Annotated in this window: 16 protein-coding genes; 9 read left to right on the top strand and 7 right to left on the bottom strand. The window is 41.6% G+C overall.

Annotation, left to right across the window (positions count from 1 at the left end; all coding sequences use genetic code 11):
• Positions 1-21 precede the first annotated feature (21 nt).
• Positions 22-513: a GNAT family N-acetyltransferase gene (locus L1D46_RS04470; protein WP_167658671.1), complete on the bottom strand. Its 492-nt coding sequence runs from the start codon at positions 511-513 to the stop codon at positions 22-24.
• A gap of 75 nt (positions 514-588) precedes the next feature.
• Here L1D46_RS04470 and L1D46_RS04465 point away from each other — a divergent pair, with 75 nt between their 5' ends.
• From L1D46_RS04465 to L1D46_RS04440, 6 genes are all read left to right on the top strand, one after another.
• Positions 589-1,164 (top strand): glutathione peroxidase, encoded by a 576-nt coding sequence (locus L1D46_RS04465; RefSeq protein WP_130050563.1) that lies wholly within the window; start codon positions 589-591, stop codon positions 1,162-1,164.
• A 72-nt stretch (positions 1,165-1,236) separates the two neighbouring features.
• A complete protein-coding gene (locus L1D46_RS04460; protein ID WP_054552716.1) occupies positions 1,237-1,518 on the top strand; it encodes a peptidylprolyl isomerase in 282 nt (93 codons plus the stop codon).
• A 60-nt stretch (positions 1,519-1,578) separates the two neighbouring features.
• Entirely contained in the window at positions 1,579-2,157 is a 579-nt protein-coding gene (locus L1D46_RS04455; protein WP_239976903.1) for a glutathione S-transferase family protein, read from the top strand.
• Between the two features lie 17 nt (positions 2,158-2,174).
• Complete coding sequence (locus tag L1D46_RS04450) at positions 2,175-2,525, top strand: DUF2750 domain-containing protein (RefSeq protein WP_054552718.1); 351 nt, start codon at positions 2,175-2,177, stop codon at positions 2,523-2,525.
• Between the two features lie 378 nt (positions 2,526-2,903).
• The gene (locus L1D46_RS04445) at positions 2,904-3,581 is read left to right on the top strand and encodes a hypothetical protein (RefSeq protein ID WP_239976901.1); all 678 of its coding nucleotides are present in this window, start codon (positions 2,904-2,906) and stop codon (positions 3,579-3,581) included.
• A gap of 112 nt (positions 3,582-3,693) precedes the next feature.
• Positions 3,694-6,264, top strand: a complete 2,571-nt coding sequence (locus tag L1D46_RS04440) for a M1 family metallopeptidase (RefSeq protein WP_239976899.1) — start codon at positions 3,694-3,696, stop codon at positions 6,262-6,264.
• Positions 6,265-6,303: 39 nt separating this feature from the next.
• Here L1D46_RS04440 and L1D46_RS04435 read toward each other — a convergent pair whose 3' ends face one another.
• Positions 6,304-6,669 (bottom strand): hypothetical protein, encoded by a 366-nt coding sequence (locus tag L1D46_RS04435; protein ID WP_130050559.1) that lies wholly within the window; start codon positions 6,667-6,669, stop codon positions 6,304-6,306.
• Positions 6,670-6,734: 65 nt separating this feature from the next.
• Entirely contained in the window at positions 6,735-7,604 is an 870-nt protein-coding gene (locus L1D46_RS04430) for a hypothetical protein (protein ID WP_239976898.1), read from the bottom strand.
• A gap of 230 nt (positions 7,605-7,834) precedes the next feature.
• Between L1D46_RS04430 and L1D46_RS04425 the strand changes: the two genes are divergently transcribed.
• Genes L1D46_RS04425 through yjjG form a run of 3 tightly spaced genes read left to right on the top strand, consistent with a single transcriptional unit; the run spans position 7,835 to position 10,009 of the window.
• The gene (locus L1D46_RS04425; RefSeq protein ID WP_054561042.1) at positions 7,835-8,734 is read left to right on the top strand and encodes a phosphoribulokinase; all 900 of its coding nucleotides are present in this window, start codon (positions 7,835-7,837) and stop codon (positions 8,732-8,734) included.
• Between the two features lie 49 nt (positions 8,735-8,783).
• The gene (gene yjjX, locus L1D46_RS04420) at positions 8,784-9,323 is read left to right on the top strand and encodes an inosine/xanthosine triphosphatase (protein ID WP_130050557.1); all 540 of its coding nucleotides are present in this window, start codon (positions 8,784-8,786) and stop codon (positions 9,321-9,323) included.
• Between the two features lie 11 nt (positions 9,324-9,334).
• Positions 9,335-10,009, top strand: a complete 675-nt coding sequence (gene yjjG / locus L1D46_RS04415) for a pyrimidine 5'-nucleotidase (RefSeq protein WP_167658666.1) — start codon at positions 9,335-9,337, stop codon at positions 10,007-10,009.
• Between the two features lie 71 nt (positions 10,010-10,080).
• Here yjjG and lpxC read toward each other — a convergent pair whose 3' ends face one another.
• From lpxC to L1D46_RS04395, 4 genes are all read right to left on the bottom strand, one after another.
• On the bottom strand, positions 10,081-10,992 hold the full coding sequence (gene lpxC / locus L1D46_RS04410) for a UDP-3-O-acyl-N-acetylglucosamine deacetylase (protein WP_036971181.1): 912 nt from the start codon (positions 10,990-10,992) through the stop codon (positions 10,081-10,083).
• A 104-nt stretch (positions 10,993-11,096) separates the two neighbouring features.
• Positions 11,097-12,344, bottom strand: a complete 1,248-nt coding sequence (ftsZ, locus tag L1D46_RS04405) for a cell division protein FtsZ (RefSeq protein ID WP_054561045.1) — start codon at positions 12,342-12,344, stop codon at positions 11,097-11,099.
• Positions 12,345-12,365: 21 nt separating this feature from the next.
• The gene (gene ftsA / locus L1D46_RS04400) at positions 12,366-13,598 is read right to left on the bottom strand and encodes a cell division protein FtsA (protein WP_130050554.1); all 1,233 of its coding nucleotides are present in this window, start codon (positions 13,596-13,598) and stop codon (positions 12,366-12,368) included.
• Entirely contained in the window at positions 13,595-14,374 is a 780-nt protein-coding gene (locus tag L1D46_RS04395; RefSeq protein ID WP_239976897.1) for a cell division protein FtsQ/DivIB, read from the bottom strand. Before L1D46_RS04395 ends, ftsA begins: the two co-directional genes overlap by 4 nt.
• Position 14,375: the final 1 nt, after the last annotated feature.

Genomic DNA, 14,375 nt, shown 5'->3' with positions numbered 1-14,375 from the left:
TTTTATTAGCTTTTTAACGAATTAACTGTCTAAACGCTTGCCTAAAATTGTCAGACTGTATGCTTTATTATCCATAATCGCAATCTCAGGAAGTTCTCCCCAGACCTTGTAATTAAAACGATTAAACAGATTTATGCTTGGTAGATTATGACTAAAAATAAAGGCCAACAAAACCTTAATGCCGAGCGTTTTTGCATGGTGTTCTGAAAATGTAAGCAATTGTTTTCCAAGCCCCTGCCCTTGAGCTTGTTGTGTGATATAAATGCTAATTTCAACAGTACCATCATAGGCTGGGCGGCCATAAAAAGACTTATAGCTTAACCAAGCGAGCACTTTACCTTGTTGCTCAAAAACAAAGATCGGTCTTTTTTCTGTGTGACTTTCAAACCAAGCTTGTTTGTCTGCAACCGATACCTCTTCTGTATCTGCGGTTACCATACGCCCAGGAATGGTCTCGTTATAAATAGCGACTATGTCAGTTAAATCGTTTTGTGTTGCTTTTCGAATCGTCATAAATAGCTGAAATTAAATGATCACTTTGCCGCATATTAGCGTATATTCAACACAAATAACTAGCGGGAAATAACTATGTATAAATATGCCTTGTTACTTGCAGCAGGCCTAATAACAACAAACCTTGCAGCACAAACCACTGAAGCCGCAGAAGCGCCTAAAGCAAGCAGCCAATGTGACGATTTCACCAATGTTACGATGAGGAAATTGCGTTCGAAAGAGTCTATTAATTTTTGCGAATTCAAAAACAAACCACTTTTAATCGTCAATACCGCAAGTAATTGTGGCTTTACAGGTCAATTTGAAGGCTTAGAAGCTCTCCATAAGGAATACAAAGACCAGGGCTTAGTTGTATTGGGTTTTCCATCTGATGACTTTTTCCAAGAAGAAGACGATGAAAAAGACACTGCAAAAGTATGTTTCATCAATTATGGGGTGACTTTTAATATGTTGGCTACCAGTGCCGTTCGCGGAAGTGATGCAAACCCCATATTCAAACATTTAAACGAAGTTACAAGCTCACCTAACTGGAACTTTTACAAATACTTAGTGTCTGCAGATCGTAAGACAGTGCAGCGCTTTAACAGTAAAACCAAGCCACAATCGCAGACTTTACGCGATGCAATTGAAGCTGAGCTGACTGCAAAATAAATTTAATTTTTCGTTCGGTAAATATTGAACTAAACTAGTAATTTAATACTAAAACACACATTAGGAGATGTTATGGCAGTAGCCAGTGCAAGACACATTCTCGTAGACAGTGAAGCTCACTGTTTAGATTTAAAACAGCAAATTGAGCAAGGAGCTGACTTTGCAGAACTTGCTCGTGCTCATTCTAATTGCCCATCAGGTCAAGATGGCGGTGCATTAGGTGAGTTTGGCCCTGGCATGATGGTTCCTGAATTCGACAAAGTCGTATTCTCTGCACCAATTAACCAAGTACAAGGTCCAGTGCAAACCCAGTTTGGTTATCACCTTCTCGAAGTAACAAGCCGTACTGACTAATTGACAAATTGATTTCAAAAAGCCGCTTCACAGCGGCTTTTTTTTGCGAAGGATACCATCATGCAATTACTAGGCTCGACCACCTCTCCCTTTGTTCGTCGCATCAGGGTTTGGGCTGCTCTCAATAACCTACCTATTGATTTTATTAATTTGGATATTTTCTCTGAGCACGACAGACAAACCATGATAGCCCACAACCCTGCCAGAAAAATTCCTGTATTAATCGATCATGATTTTACCTTATGTGATTCCAACTCAATTATTCGCTACTTGCTCGAAAAAGCTGATCAGCCATTACTTAGCTGGCAGCAAGAGAACTACTTAACCATTATCAATGCCTGCAATGATTCACTGGTAGAGATATTACTTTGTCAGCGCTCAGGCTTTGATACCAACAGCGACAAACTGTTTTTTAATTTACAAAATGAACGAATTGTTGAAACATTAGCCTATTTAAATAGTCATTTATCTGAGCCAGTATTTAAAAGCTGTGAATACCTCAACATCAGTTTATACTGCTTGCTAGATTGGATCCGCTTCCGCGAATTAACTGATTTTAGCCAACTAAAAAACTTAGTTGATTTTTATCATAAATTCGCCGATAAAGCGGCGGTACAACAAACAGATCCACGAATATAAAGATAAGGGTTACGCAAATGAGCGATATCGAAATTGAATCAGAATTAGTTAGCTTTGTAGAAAAAGTTCGTTTGAACGAATCTATGTGGGCACTGGGTGCCGAAGATGGTGGTTTTGTTGTCTGTGAATCAAACCAATTTAGCGACACTGACGTGCTACTACTTTGGGGCACTGAAGATGCTGCAAAAGCACAATGTAAAGATGAATGGCAAGACTACACACCTGTTGAAATAGGCTTAGATGAGTTTCTTGATGAATGGGTTGAAGACCTAAACGAAGATGATGCACTTGTGGGTTTAAACTGGAACGATGATCAAGTTTGCGTTGAAATCGAACCGGTTGGTCTAGCTAAAGCGCTTTGTGATTAATAGCAATCCTTAGGCTTACAACGACACGGCTACTTTTATAGCAGTGTCGTTAAGCTGGAAACTTGATACTTATACCCAAACCTCCTCAAGATGCAGAATTCAGCGTTTCACAGGTGCTTAATATCAAGGCGTTACTTTGCAACAATGGCAGTCCCTTTTAAAAAGTAACAATGATGAGAGTAAGTGCCTGTGAAGCGCCCGAAGGGTTGGTTTAAAAGCGATTTATACTGCGTTATTGATTTTAACAATAGAACCACTATTACTTGCAATCAATGCCTTGCCTAAATCGCTTTTAATTCCAACTGAAACTCGCATCTTGAGGTGGTTTGGGTATATCAGTTATACTCTTCGACACATCTTTATTATCAAGGTATTAGGTTGAAGTCCCATCTTGGTCGTAGGCCCTTTTCGGCCATGGAATTACATACCCTGTATAATGGTTACATTTATGGTGATCAGCGTTTGGTGCGTGAACAAGCTAAGCACTGGCACTTTTGGCTTCCTTTATTTGCCTACTACACCGGTGCCTACAGTGATGAAATTGGCCATTTAACTCTTGATAATATTGTCACCCTAGATGGTGTCCGCTGCTTTAATTTTCATACTCATGGCAAGATAAAGCCCCGCTATGTGCCTATCCACAATGCATTACTCGATGCGGGACTTAACCAATACTTAAGCTATTTAAGCGAACAAAACCAGCAACGGCTGATGTTTGATTTACCTGCTAAATCAGGTCGCTATAGTGAAAAAGTGCGTATTTGGTTTTCTGGTGAAGGTGAACGCGCTGGTTATTTACAAAAATGCGCTATTCCCAGTGTTGATCAACAAGGTATGAAAACTGCGATTAGTAGCTTACGACTTAACTTTGAACAACAAGTTCGCATTCACGCACTGCAAGCCAACTGTAAAGACGCCTTTAACTACTTACTTGGTTTTAAAGATTACAATGAGCAACGCTTTACTGATATGCAGTTATTAAATACCGTGCTACAAAATGTGCGACAAATAAACCCACAACTGCATTGGCAACGTTTCATCGACCGCCATAATTAGCTGACAAACTTTGTTACTAACTATTTATTACTGTTCAAATTAAAACCTGATAGCATGGTGATTCGCCCCTCATAGCAGGTGCCTTTCTAACAACAAAAAATCAGGGATACTTATGTTCTTAAAAAGCCTATTAACGGTGAGTGTTGCACTTGCTGTTAGCTCTGCCCATGCCAATGAATATGTTATCGAAAAGCTTGCCAAGCCTAGTTCACAACAAGTAGCACTTACGCTTGATCCTGCAAAGGACAATTTTTCTGGTCATACCGAAATTGCCCTAGAAGTTCTAAAAGCGACAAATTATATCGAATTAAACGGTATTGATTATGCCGTTAGCATGGCAAAAATTTTAGGTGCAGAAAACTGTGACCTAAGCGCTGAAATGCTAAAAACAGGTAAAGTTAAATTTTCTTGTGATGAAAAAATTCAACCTGGGAAATACACATTAAAAGTTGATTTTACAGCACCTTACAACCGTCAAAGTGTTGGTTTATATAAAACTCTAGATCAAGGTACGCCTTATCTTTTCACACAATTTGAAATGAGTGATGCTCGTCGCGCATTCCCTGTTTTTGATGAGCCAAGTTATAAAATTCCATTTCAACTAACAATCACTGCGCCAACATCACAAAAAGTGTATGCCAATACACCGGTATTAAAAACCAAAGTTGATGGCGATATGACAACGCACTTTTTCGACAAAACACCACCGATTCCTTCTTACTTAGTAGCAATGGCTGTCGGCCCATTTGAAGAGCTCGAAATTAAAGGCATGCCAATTCCTGGCCGCGTTCTGACTCCACAAGGTAAAATTCATCTTGCTGACTACGCAAAAGAAAATATGCCTCGAGTGTTAAAAGCACTGGAAGATTATTTTGGCATTCCTTACGTTTACAAAAAACTAGACTCAGTGGCAGTGCCAGAATTCCCATTTGGCGCGATGGAAAATGCTGGTCTAGTTACTTACCGTGAAGACATTTTACTGGTAGATCTAGCAACAGCAACGCGCAGTAAAAAAGAGCGTAATGTATCAATCATTGCCCATGAATTAGCGCACCAATGGTACGGTAACCTAGTTACCATGAAATGGTGGAATGACTTATGGTTAAACGAAGCGTTCGCAAGCTGGATGGCAGCGAAGATCACTGCGCAAATCAACCCAGAGTTTGAATCACACTTAGACTTACCACAAAATTATGTAATGGCATTAGACGCGCGTTTAAGTACTAAGCCTATTCGTAAGCCCATCAAAACCGAAGCAGATATCATGGATGGCTTAGGCCTTGCTTACAGTAAAGGCAGCGCGGTGTTATCTATGGTTGAAAACTGGATAGGCGAAGAGGCATTCCAACAGGGTATTCGTGCTTATTTGAAGAAATTCTCTTATAAAAATGCAGAAGCAGCCGATCTTTGGCAAGCATTAGGCGAAGCGTCTAATAAAGATGTGGCAAGTGTTCTTAAATCGTTTATCGAACAGTCATCTTTCCCACTTATTAAAGTAACGCAAGATGGTAAAAAAATTAATATCAGCCAAAGCCGCTTTGTAAATGCTGGCGTTGATGCACCAGCACAACTTTGGAATGTTCCGGTTGCAATTAAGTATGGTGCGGGCGACAAAGTTAAAACCGCAAGTGTACTGCTGAATAAAGAAACACAGCAACTGACTCTCGACTTTGAACCTGAGTGGATTTACCCAGATCAAGGGGCTATGGGTTATTACCGTTGGGTGTTAAATGACGCACAGTTTAATGCTCTATTAGAGAATGCTGCTGACAAGCTAACGGTGCGTGAGCGCTTAGCGCTACTTTCTGCAGTTGATTCATTACTTGATGCAGGTGTTATCTCTGCGGCTCACTTAATGCAAACTTTAGAAGCTTTTGTGAGTGATGCTCACCCATTAGTGGCAAACACAGCATTAGGTTACCTTGCTGCTCAAAAACGCGTATTCGAAGACGACAGCAACCGTGACCTATGGCCTAAGTTTATCCGTAACAGCATTGCACCTGCGGCGAAGCAGTATGGCTTAATAGCAAAAGTAGGTGAAGACGCTGCGGTATCGCAATTACGTGCGCAAGTTATTGCCCGTTTAGGTTTTGATGGCCAAGATCAAAAAGTCATTGATACCGCAAAAGCACAAGCGGCACTGTACTTAAACAACCCTGAAAATGTTGACCCATATTTAGCCTCAACTTACTTAAATCTTGCGGCTTACCATGGCGATGCGAAGTTACTCGAAAAGTACAAACACACCTTTAAAACCACCAAAGATCCACAAGTGCGTACTAAGATGCTGGCAGCGATGGGTTACTTTGGTAAACCTGAGTTACAAAAAGCGGTTCTAGAGTACAGCTTAACAGATAACGTAACAGCCTCTGATATGCGTACGTTATTAGGTGGGTTAGGCTATGGTAAAGAGCGTGAAGCACTGTTTATTGAGTGGATTTACAACAATTACGATGCGATCACTAAGAACTTACCTCCGTTCTTCGTACCAAACTTGCCATTCTTCACAACCGCAAGCTGCGATGCGAAAAGCCTAGAGAAAACCAAAACCTTCTTCAACGATAAAATCACTGAAGTACCAGGTTATGCTCGCTCTCTTAGTAAGCTTGAAGAAAGCGTCAATGATTGTATTGCACTGAAAAACCGTGAGCTAAACTCGGTGAATAGCTTCCTTAAACGCTAATTAAAGCAAATACGAAAAGGGCCACAATGTGGCCCTTTTTTATTGCGCTAAAATAGCAGTTAACTTAGTTATAAATTGCTCAGCCGCTTCAGGTGAGGTGACTTTAAATGCAATACCATAATGAATGGGCTGTGCACTTTTATAAATGCGCGTTGGAAAACGGGTCATTTCACTACTGTGAAAGTAGTCTTTGATACGCGTAATGCCCTCTATTGACTCGAAATCAGCACTGAATACTTCAAAAATAGGTCTAATAACGATTTTTGCTTGGCCACTTTGCTCATGAACATAAAATGCCTCTTTTGAGCTAGCTGGCATAAATTCGTTAATATTCTTAATCTTAAAATTACTGCGGCAGCCCGCTTTTACCAGCTGTACACTCACTTGCTCGGCAGAAAAAGACAAAGGCGTTCCTTACATATAACGTGGATAGTTTAGCCACAGTACAGCAATCAGGCTGAAACCGTTACTCATTTATTACATACAAATGCCAGCTTGCTCTGTTTGTAATTTAAACGCGAGATTGAACCTTCACAAAAGCGTCTTAAATCGAGCCACTGTGATACTACTTCAGGCTCTGTCAAACTGCGCTTATGAACTCGGTTATTAACCGCATAGGCTACAGTGTCTTTGTCAATTAAAGCAAAGTCTTGCACCGACTCCGGTAATCTAAATAAATCATTAACTTCCTCAGTTTGCGGCGCAAAGCGTGCAACCCAGTTTTGGCTATCTTTGTTATAACTAAACAAATAACTGTTTGTGTGCTTATCAAAAATTAAAGTACGGCCAATATCCCCCACAATGACTCGCGGTTTAGCGGCTGCAATGCGAGTGTATTGCAATGTGTGAGGCTCACCTAAGATAAACATAATCAGGTCATCATCAGCGCCCCAAGCATGGTAGCCAACAGGCTCAATCCACTCAAAAATACGGCTCGCTGATGACTCTTCTGCCAACGGATATTGCCATAACTTTTGCTTACCATCTTCCTCAACTACGATAGCAGACAAAGCTTGCTGATTTGGCATCAGAGTTGGAGAGTATTCACTGACTGGCGTGTTGGTTATATTGACGCTGCTTTTAGTTGCAAAGTCATAAAATGCAATATCGGTTTGTGACTGACTATTTTCGCCAACAACCTCATGGGTGTAGTACAGCCCAGAATCAACTAAAAATGGTTGATTATTATAACTTTTATCATCTGTCACTCGCGATACCTGCATACCATATGGGGTATCTAAATCAGCGAGTAATATTTCGCTTTTTGGCATCTCAGCATGTGCGTGACTAGTTAAAAATGTCCCTGCTGTGACGAAAAGTAAAGACGAAATCAATTTCATGTTGTTCTCTCGTTTTAATTTTTATCAACCCATGATAGCGTTAATTAATCCGCCAGTCACTTGACCTTACCATGCTCGACCTTTATAACTAGGACGTGTTCGTTTTTTATCAGTTTCTACTGATTGATTTTATGCGCGATTATACTAATCGAGTGAAGTTCCTGACCATTTAGTGCGCTAGAATGGTTATATATTTAAGTAGATTGGTATCAACAATAACGAGAATAATTATGTCAGCTAAACACCCAATCATCGCTATAACCGGTTCATCTGGGGCGGGGACTACCACAACCACCAATGCTATTAAGCACATTTTTAGAAGCTTAAGCATTGATGCAGCCTTCATCGAAGGCGATAGCTTTCATCGTTATACGCGTCCAGAGATGGATAAAAAAGTCCGTGAAGCACAACAAGAAGGCAAGCATATTAGCTACTTTGGCCGAGAAGCTAACGATTTTGGCGCCCTTGAGGAGCTTTTTTACCAATATGGCGAAACCGGGCAAGGTAAAATCAGGCGCTACTTACATACCTTTGACGAAGCGGTTCCTTATAACCAACTACCGGGCACCTTTACCCCTTGGCAAGATTTAGAATCAAATACAGATATCTTATTCTATGAAGGTCTACATGGTGGTGCTGTCGATGAAAATCATGATGTTGCTAAGCATGTTGATTTATTGATTGGCATGGTGCCTATCATCAACCTTGAGTGGATCCAAAAGCTCATTCGCGACACCTCTGAACGAGGCCATTCTCGTGAAGCGGTAATGGGCTCTATTGTGCGTTCAATGGACGACTACATAAACCACATTACCCCGCAGTTTTCGCGTACTCATATTAACTTCCAACGAGTGCCTACCGTTGATACCTCAAACCCATTCAGCGCAAAAGATATTCCTTCTTTAGATGAAAGCTTTGTTGTTATCCGCTTTCGCGGCATAGATGACGTGGATTTTCCCTACTACTTGAGCATGATTGAAGGCAGTTTTATGTCTCGTATTAATACGCTTGTGGTGCCTGGAGGCAAAATGGGCTTAGCAATGGAGCTCGTTTTAACGCCGTTAATTAAAGATATTATTTTGAAAAAGCGCGCACTTGAAAATTTAGCCCCGGTTGACTTGCCGATTTAACTCACTCGGGTACACTGCTGACTCTGTCGAAAATAATGGAGTCGTCGGCTTGAAACAAACATTACGTGTTATTGTCGGTTCAAAGAACCCTGTTAAAATTAACGCAGCTAAACATGTCTTTAGTCTTTACTTTCCAAACCATACGATTGAATGCCTAGGCGAACATGCGCCTTCTGGTGTTCCAGATCAGCCGCTAGGCGAAGACGAAACCCGTATTGGCGCTGAAAACCGTGTTAAATATTGCCAAAACCACTTTGATGCCGACTTTTATGCAGCAATGGAAGGTGGCGCAGAACAATTTAGTTATGGCGCAGCAACCTTTGCCTTTGTGGTGATTGCAAACACGCAACAATTTAGCGTTGGTCGCAGTAGTAACCTGCCGTTACCGCAACCTTTTTACGATGCCTTGCTAGCTGGTAAAGAACTAGGTGATGTCATGGATGATGCATTCAATACCGTTAATATTAAACAACAAGGTGGCGCTATTGGCTTACTAACCAATCACCTTGCTACGCGTGAAAGCACTTATGTACAAGCGCTGACACTGGCAATGGCGCCATTTTTACACCCTACTCTATTCAATCAGTAATTAGGATAACCATGAAGTATAGCCACGTATTATTCGATGCCGATGAAACGCTATTTAGCTTTAATGCATTTGAAGGTTTAAAAGTGATGTTCGCTAATTACGGCGTAGAATTTACTGATTCAGATTATCATCATTACCAAGCAACCAATAAGCCGCTTTGGGTTGCTTATCAAAAGCACGAAATTACTGCTAGTGAGCTGCAGATAACTCGCTTTACAGAATGGGCGAATAAACTCGATGTGCCAGCAAAAGCACTGAACGATGGCTTCTTAGACGCTATGGCTTCTATTTGTGTGCCACTACCCGGTGCCGTTGAATTACTAACAAAATTAAAACCACACGCCAAGCTAGGCATCATTACCAATGGGTTTGCTAAGTTACAACAAAAACGCCTAGAGCACACTGGTCTACAGGATATGTTCGATTGGCTTGTTATTTCAGAATTAGTCGGTAAAGCAAAGCCTGCCCCAGAAATTTTTCAACATACATTTCAACTCATGGGTAATCCGCCAAAAGAGCAGATTTTAATGGTTGGTGATACCGCCGCCAGCGATATTTTAGGCGGACACAATGTCGGTATCGACACTTGCTGGTTGCAACATCCTGGGGTTGAGTTACCAGAAGATATTAAACCAACCTATCAAATCAATCAGTTGGTCGAGCTTGAAGCGATTCTTGGCTTATAGTTCTAGATAAATGATTGGCAAAAAAAATGACGCTTAAAGCGTCATTTTTTATAACTGTAATATGCTTGCGATTAAGCTGTCGCTACTTCTAGGCCTGGTGCTGGCATCGTTACTGGGGTATCGAATGTTGCCCATTCCCATGCTGACTCAGTCGCCATAATTTTACGAAGTAGTTTATTGTTTAAATCATGGCCTGATTTATAAGCCGTGATTTTACCTAGAATGTTGTGGCCAGTCATAAACATATCGCCCACACAGTCTAAGATCTTGTGTTTCACAAACTCATCGCTATAACGTAAGCCGTTTGGATTTAGTACTTTAAACTCATCCAATACAACTGCGTTATCCATGCTACCACCTAATGCTAGGTTGTTAGCGTGCATATACTCGATATCTTTCATAAAGCCGAAAGTACGTGCGCGGCTGATTTCTTCAGTGAAGCTTTGTGCCGTGATATCTAAACCGATACGTTGGCGGCTTTCATTGATTGCTGGGTGATCAAACGCAATTTCAAAATCGATGTGGAAACCATCGTATGGTTCGATCTCAGCCCATTTATCGCCTTCTTCAATACGTACTTTTTCTTTAATACGAATAAAGCGCTTAGCTGCATTTACTTCTTTAATGCCGCCTTTTTGTAACAAATAGATGAATGGTAATGCACTACCATCCATGATTGGTACTTCTGAGCTGTCTAATTCAACAATTAGATTATCAATACCCATTGCCGCTACCGCCGCAATAAGGTGCTCAGTCGTAGATAAACGAACGCCATCTTTGTTTGTTAAACAGGTACACAGTTGCGTATCACCAACGGCTTCTGGTGTTGTTTCAAAATCAACAACCGGATCAAGGTCTACGCGACGAAATACTATCCCAGTATTTGCGCTCGCAGGTCGGAGAGTAATAGTGACCTTCTCACCTTTATGAAGTCCAATTCCTATGGCTTTGACTACTTCTGCAATCGTACGCTGTTTAATCATAGGTTCGCTCACTTATAGTTACAGTTAGACGGCGAATTGTATCATAAATACATCCAGCTGCCAATTTGTTTATTTATCAAACAAAATAACCAGTAAAAGTCTATTTAGTCAGCTTGCTTTCTAAGAAAAGCAGGGATATCGAAATAATCTCCCCCTTCTGACTTATCAGATTTTTTGCTGCTCTCAGTGCTGCTAGATACTGAGCTGCTCGTTGTACTTTGTTGTACTGGCTCTTGCTTTTCAGACGCAGATGACATGCTTACATCATCGCTGCTACCTTGACTTGCAAAGCTTGGTACATACATGCTGCTCGTTGTTTGGTTCATTGAGCTTTGTACATCAGAACCTGATGCTTTCTTAAAGCCATTATCAACAATACCAAACTGTGGACGACGGTCGCCGCCTAAACCTGTTGCAACAACCGTTACACGTAACTCGTCGCTCATTTCAGGGTCAATTACCGCACCTACAACCACTGTTGCGTTTTCTGACGCAAGTGCTTTAACGTGGTTACCAACAATTTCAAATTCTTCAATCGCAATATCCATACCTGCAGTGATATTAACTAGGATACCTTTAGCACCTGTTAAATCGACATCTTCAAGTAGTGGGCTTGAGATAGCTGCTTCTGCCGCTTCTTGTGCTCGGTCAGGACCAGACGCAGATGCTGTACCCATCATCGCAGTCCCCATCGCTGACATAACAGTACGTACGTCGGCGAAATCCACGTTGATTAGACCAGAACGGGTGATTAGCTCTGCAATACCTTGTACCGCACCAAATAAAACGTCATTCGCTTTTGCGAAGGCATCTAATAGTGTAGTGCCTTTGCCTAAAACTTTAAGCAATTTGTTGTTAGGAATTGTAATAAGTGAATCTACAGTTTCTGACAATTCATTAATGCCTTGTTCAGCAGCTGCAGCACGCTTTTTACCTTCAAAGTCAAACGGGCGCGTTACAACTGCAACCGTTAAAATGCCTAACTCTTTAGCAATTTTAGCAACCACTGGCGCAGCACCTGTACCGGTACCACCACCCATACCAGCTGCGATGAACACCATGTCAGCGCCTTCAAGGCTGGCACGGATAGTTTCAGCGTCTTCTTCAGCTGAATTACGGCCCACTTCTGGGTTAGCACCCGCACCTAGACCAGAGGTGATTTGTGTACCTAGCTGTACAGTTACATCAGCTGATGAATTACGTAATGCTTGTGCATCCGTATTCGCGGCAATGAAACGTACGCCTTCAATTTGTTGTTTTACCATGTGCTCAACAGCGTTACCGCCGCCACCGCCCACGCCAATTACTTTAATGACAGCTTCTTCGCTGTGCTGTTCCATCATATCAAACATGTTTACTCTCCGACTTGAGTTTTAAAACTCACCTTGGAACCATTTAGTAATACGGTTCCACCAATTATTATCACCTTCAGCTTTCGATTTTTGTGCATTCATCGATTGCATAGTACGGCCGTATTGTAACAAACCAACCGCGGTCGCGTACGAAGGATCATCTACATAATCTGTCAAACCAACCATCCCGATCGGCTTGCCAATTCTGACTGGCATTTGGAAAATGTCTTCTGCCACTTCCATTGCCCCAGCCATTTTTGCTGTTCCGCCAGTAATGACGAGACCTGCAGCAATTTGGTCTTCAAAACCTGAGCGACGTATTTCTTCCATAGCCAGCTCAAATAACTCTCTAAAACGTGGCTCAACAACCTCAGATAAGGTATGGCGCGACATAATACGCGCAGGTCTGCCACCTACACTCGGTACTTCAATCGTATCTTCGTTGCTTGCCATTTGGCTACTTGCACACGCATATTGTACTTTGAGTGACTCAGCATGTGATATAGGAGTTCTAAATATTTTTGCAATATCACCAGTCACTTGGTTACCAGCTACCGGAATAACGGCTGAGTGGCGAAGCGCACCATTAATATAAATAGTGATATCCATCGTACCACCACCAATATCTAGAACAGCTACACCGAGCTCTTTTTCATCGTCGGTTAATACTGAATAACATGATGCCAATGCCGTGAAGATCAACTGATCAACTTCAAGCCCACAACGCTCAACACATTTTTCGATATTCTTAGCCATATCGTTTGAGCAAGTAATGATATGCGCCCGAGCTTCCATACGTACACCGCTCATACCTAATGGGTTTTTAATCCCTTCTTGCATATCGATGCTGTACTCTTGTGGCAGTGCATGCAGCATTTTTCGTTCTGCCGAAATAGGGACCGAACGAGCAATGTGGATGACATTTTCAATATCTTCGTCAGTCACTTCAGTGTTGTTAATCGCAACGACACCGCTTTCGTTTTGGCACTGGATATGTTTTCCAGAAATACCTAAATAAACAGAGCTGATACGACAATCAGCCATCAACTCAGCTTCGTCTATAGCGCGACGAATCGACTCAGAAACAAGGTTAAGGTCGTTAACGCCGCCTTTATCCATACCATGCGATACTTGGCTGCCAACACCCACAATGCTTAGTTTGTTATCTGCGGTGATTTCACCAACGGTGGCCACAACTTTCGATGTGCCAACGTCTAATCCAATCACTAGGTTTCTTTCTGCTGACTTGGTCATGCCTTACTCTTATTTTCTAATTGTTCTTCTTGCAATGGCTTCCAGCTCACTGCAAGGCCGGTATCATACCGTAAATCAACAACATCGATTTGTGCATCTGCACGTTGTTCCATGCGCGGATACACGTCAATAAAACGCTGTACACGCTTTGCTTTTTCTTTGCGGCCTAAGTTCAGGCGAATGCCGTTATCAAGCCATAACTGCCACGAAAAGCGCTCAGAAAGCGCTAAACTGGTCAGCTCTAAGTTATTCAATTTGAGCATTTCTTGAAATTGACGAAATGCTGTCCACGCTTCGATTTCACTGCCTTCTGGGCCATATAGTTGAGGCAAGGTAGTGGGTAATTTGTCACTACTTGCTTGAAACACTTCACCAGCTTGATTTAGCAGTAAATCACTATTCCAGTGCGCTACAGCTTGGTGCTCTACTACATATACCTGCAAGGTATCAGGCCATTGTTTTCTGACCGATGCCGTAGCAACCCAAGGCAAGCTTTGTACTAAGCGTTGCACATGTTTTACGTCTAATTCAAAAAAACTCGATAAGTCGGCTTTTCTTATTGCACCAATAATTGCTTTTTCATCAGTGTATTGGGGCTGCCCTAAAACTGATAAATGCTTTATTTGCGCGTCTTTGTTCTCTACCAACCAATCTGAGACGCCTGTGGTGATTTTTACTAATGCAAAAATCACCAATAGAAAAAAGCTCACACCAAAAATCAGCGACCAGTTTAACTGCTGTTTTAATTGTTGCACTTTTTCTAAAAAAGGATGCATA

It is taken from the genome of Pseudoalteromonas sp. Isolate3 (assembly GCF_022398505.1).
In the GTDB taxonomy this organism is placed as follows: Bacteria; Pseudomonadota; Gammaproteobacteria; order Enterobacterales; family Alteromonadaceae; genus Pseudoalteromonas; species Pseudoalteromonas apostichopi.
The sequence above is the reverse complement of the archived record's forward strand: the minus strand, read 5'-3'. Positions and strand labels throughout refer to the sequence as shown.

What these genes read in the sequence shown, in the direction of transcription:
- L1D46_RS04460 (WP_054552716.1), top strand. Translation starts at nt 1,237, where the DNA reads ATGGCAGTAGCCAGTGCAAGACACATTCTCGTAGACAGTGAAGCTCAC.
- yjjG (WP_167658666.1), top strand. Translation starts at nt 9,335, where the DNA reads ATGAAGTATAGCCACGTATTATTCGATGCCGATGAAACGCTATTTAGC.
- L1D46_RS04450 (WP_054552718.1), top strand. Translation starts at nt 2,175, where the DNA reads ATGAGCGATATCGAAATTGAATCAGAATTAGTTAGCTTTGTAGAAAAA.
- ftsZ (WP_054561045.1), bottom strand. Translation starts at nt 12,344, where the DNA reads ATGTTTGATATGATGGAACAGCACAGCGAAGAAGCTGTCATTAAAGTA.
- ftsA (WP_130050554.1), bottom strand. Translation starts at nt 13,598, where the DNA reads ATGACCAAGTCAGCAGAAAGAAACCTAGTGATTGGATTAGACGTTGGC.
- L1D46_RS04425 (WP_054561042.1), top strand. Translation starts at nt 7,835, where the DNA reads ATGTCAGCTAAACACCCAATCATCGCTATAACCGGTTCATCTGGGGCG.
- L1D46_RS04455 (WP_239976903.1), top strand. Translation starts at nt 1,579, where the DNA reads ATGCAATTACTAGGCTCGACCACCTCTCCCTTTGTTCGTCGCATCAGG.
- L1D46_RS04470 (WP_167658671.1), bottom strand. Translation starts at nt 513, where the DNA reads ATGACGATTCGAAAAGCAACACAAAACGATTTAACTGACATAGTCGCT.
- L1D46_RS04395 (WP_239976897.1), bottom strand. Translation starts at nt 14,374, where the DNA reads ATGCATCCTTTTTTAGAAAAAGTGCAACAATTAAAACAGCAGTTAAAC.
- lpxC (WP_036971181.1), bottom strand. Translation starts at nt 10,992, where the DNA reads ATGATTAAACAGCGTACGATTGCAGAAGTAGTCAAAGCCATAGGAATT.
- L1D46_RS04430 (WP_239976898.1), bottom strand. Translation starts at nt 7,604, where the DNA reads ATGAAATTGATTTCGTCTTTACTTTTCGTCACAGCAGGGACATTTTTA.
- L1D46_RS04465 (WP_130050563.1), top strand. Translation starts at nt 589, where the DNA reads ATGTATAAATATGCCTTGTTACTTGCAGCAGGCCTAATAACAACAAAC.
- L1D46_RS04440 (WP_239976899.1), top strand. Translation starts at nt 3,694, where the DNA reads ATGTTCTTAAAAAGCCTATTAACGGTGAGTGTTGCACTTGCTGTTAGC.